The organism is Thermoleptolyngbya sp. M55_K2018_002 (assembly GCF_015295965.1).
GTDB classification, from domain to species: Bacteria; Cyanobacteriota; Cyanobacteriia; order Elainellales; family Elainellaceae; genus Thermoleptolyngbya; species Thermoleptolyngbya sichuanensis.
In genome coordinates, this window is the sequence record NZ_DVEA01000317.1 from 1 (window position 1) to 2,991 (window position 2,991).

A 2,991-nucleotide genomic window follows, 5' to 3' on the forward strand; every position below is an offset into this window, starting at 1 on the left:
TGACGAATGCCCCAGAAGACGGAGGGCTGGAGGTATTGTTTGGGGGTGGGGGGGATAGGGGGGATGGAGGGAGCGGTCATGGAGGGATTTTGGATTTTGGATTGGGGATTTTGGATTGGGGATTTTGGATTGGGGATTTTGGATTTTGGATTTTGGGTTGGGGATTTTGGATTGTCACGCCTGAATCCTGAGCCTTTCCCCTGACACCTAAAGTACCAAACGGGGCGGGGGCGAGGGCTATACTTTTGGCAGTTCTCCGTCCTTGATGAGGCCCAGCTTGATTGGGCGATCGCCCTCCATGCCTGACGTTGCCGCTAAATCTGCCGTGCTGCCCAAGCTCGAAGTGTGCCAGGTGTCCAAGTCCTATCGGGTACAGGGCAAGCTGCTTCAAGTCTTAGACGAGATTAACCTGGAGATTTTTCCGCGTGAGTTTGTCTGTCTGGTGGGGGCTTCGGGCTGCGGCAAGTCTACCCTGCTGAATATTGTGGCAGGGCTGGTGCCGCCCTCTAGCGGGGAAGTGCGGGTAGACGGGCAGGTGGTGCCGGGGCCAGGAGCCGACCGGGGCATGGTATTTCAGAGCTACACACTTTACCCCTGGCTGACGGTGGCGCAAAACGTTGCCTTTGGGCTGCAACTGCAAAAGATACCCAAAGCGCAGCAGCAAGAGCGCGTCGCCTACTATCTCCACACCGTCGGGCTGACGCAGTTTGCCGGAGCCTATCCCAAGCAGCTTTCTGGCGGCATGAAGCAGCGAGTGGCGATCGCCCGCGCCCTGGCCACCGAACCCGAAGTGCTGCTGATGGACGAACCCTTCGGCGCACTCGACGCCCAGACCAAAGAGCAGATGCAGCAATTTTTGCAAACCCTCTGGCAGCAGACCCACATCACCGTGCTGATGATCACCCACGATGTCGAAGAAGCCATCTACCTGTCGCAGCGCGTCTACGTCATGAGCAGCCGCCCCGGCCGCCTGAAGCAGGAAGTCCCCATCGACCTGCCCGAACAGCGCGATCTAGACCTCAAGCTCTCCCCGGAGTTTCTAAGCCTCAAGCGGGAGATTTTGCACGAGCTGCGAGAACTTTAAGGCTTTAAGGAAAAACTGAAAAAGCCACTTTGAGGCAATTTACCCAACAAAAAAGGACTGACCCAAAGCGGTAAGTCCTAAAAGATGACAACTTATACAGTCTGGTCGAATTCTATTTTGAGGACTCAACCAAAAAGTCAAACTCAACGTTTGGTACTTTTACGCGCGTTTCCAGCTTTCCTTCAAAAACAAGTAAAAGCACAATCCAAGTTGTCAGAACAAGTGAACCAAATATGATGTAGCTTGCAGATTTCATTTTTATATCTGTCTAGTACTATTGTACACCAAAAATTGCTCAATATTCAATATTCGAGTCTGTGTTCTTGTAGATTCTTTGCTTTTTTCAGCAAAGCCTTCCTCACAGTTCTGTTTAGGTCAGCTAGCCTAAGAGATAAAGGACTGCCAAGATTACTTTTTGTACAAAAATCTGGATATGGTGTTTACCGTTACTGCCTCGCCTTCGGTTGATACGTCTCGCATCCGGCTCCAGATTCGTGCGTTGCTGCCCCAGCTTGCGGTGTGGCGGCGACAGCTTCATCAGCGGCCGGAGCTGGGTTTTCAGGAGCAGTTCACGGCAGAGTTTATTGCCGCCAAGCTGCGCGAGTGGGGCATCGAGCATCAGACGGGCGTGGCGCAAACGGGCATTGTGGCGCTGGTGGAGGGCGATCGCCCTGGGCCGGTGCTGGCGATCCGTGCGGACATGGACGCGCTGCCGATTCAGGAGGAAAGCACGACGGGCGGATGCACGCCTGCGGGCACGATGGACATGTGGCGATCGCCCTTGGCACGGCCTATTACCTGTCGCAGCATCGGGACTTTGCGGGCACGGTCAAGTTTATCTTTCAGCCGGCGGAGGAAGGGCCCGGCGGAGCGCAGCCGATGGTGGCGGCGGGCGTGCTGAAAAATCCCGATGTGGACGCGATCATCGGGCTACACCTGTGGAACAATCTGCCGCTGGGCAAGGTGGGCATCCGCGCAGGCGCGATGATGGCGGCGGTGGAGCTATTTGAATGCACGATTCACGGGCGCGGCGGCCACGGCGCGATGCCGCATCAGACGGTGGATTCGATCCTGGTGGGGGCGCAGGTGGTGACGGCGCTGCAAACTATCGTGGCGCGAAATCTCGACCCGCTGCAATCGGGCGTGGTGACGGTGGGCAAATTTGAGGCGGGCAAAGCCAGCAATGTGATTGCCGACAGCGCCTACCTGCGGGGCACGGTGCGCTATTTCGACCCGGCGCTGGCGCACTTTTTCGATCGCCGCATTGAGGACATCATTGCGGGCACCTGCCAGAGCCACGGCGCGACCTACGAGTTCACCTATCACCGGCTCTATCCGCCCGTAATCAACGATGGGGCGATCGCCCACCTGATCCGCTCGGTGGCTGAAGACGTGGTGGAAACGCCCGCTGGCGTAGTGCCCGATTGCCAGACGATGGGCGGCGAAGATATGTCCTTCTTTTTGCAGGAAGTCCCCGGCTGCTATTTCTTCCTCGGCTCCGCCAACATCGACCGGGGGTTGGCCTACCCGCACCATCATCCCCGCTTCGACTTCGACGAAACGGCGTTGGGTCTGGGTGTGGAAATCTTCGTTCGCTGTGTTGAGCAGTTCTGTCGCTAGGGGTCAGGCAGGCGGCAGGAACACACGCTGGCGGCGGCCGACTGGCCCTGGCAGTTCAGGTGAATTGTTTTGGGGCGGTAGATTGAGGGGCGCTGGGTTGGGCGCTGGCAGGTTTAGCGGCGATCGCAGCGGGGCGGAATTCACGGGTGCAGAATTTACGGGGGCGGGGTTCGCTGGGGCGAGGGTTCCCGCCGGATAGAGAGCAGGCGCGGGAACTGCCGGGGCGAAATTGTCCGGCGTAGCAGGATTGGTAGGCGTGGAAGTTCCAGGGGAATTGCCGACAGCGG

1 protein-coding gene and 2 pseudogenes are annotated in these 2,991 nt (G+C 57.8%); 2 read left to right on the top strand and 1 reads right to left on the bottom strand.

The genetic code is table 11. The features are described from left to right. Positions 1–298 precede the first annotated feature (298 nt). Together IGS51_RS16225 and IGS51_RS16230 are read left to right on the top strand one after the other, a co-directional pair. Complete coding sequence (locus IGS51_RS16225) at positions 299–1,084, top strand: ABC transporter ATP-binding protein (protein ID WP_367279362.1); 786 nt, start codon at positions 299–301, stop codon at positions 1,082–1,084. A gap of 433 nt (positions 1,085–1,517) precedes the next feature. After that, positions 1,518–2,704 (top strand): annotated as a pseudogene (locus tag IGS51_RS16230) (M20 family metallopeptidase). Between the two features lie 3 nt (positions 2,705–2,707). On the opposite strand, the pseudogene IGS51_RS16235 reads toward IGS51_RS16230, so the two are convergent. Then, positions 2,708–2,991: pseudogene (locus IGS51_RS16235) on the bottom strand (hypothetical protein); the annotation flags it as partial.

Excerpts from the sequence above, each read along its gene's own strand:
- IGS51_RS16225 (WP_367279362.1), top strand. The coding sequence starts at position 299 with ATGCCTGACGTTGCCGCTAAATCTGCCGTGCTGCCCAAGCTCGAAGTG.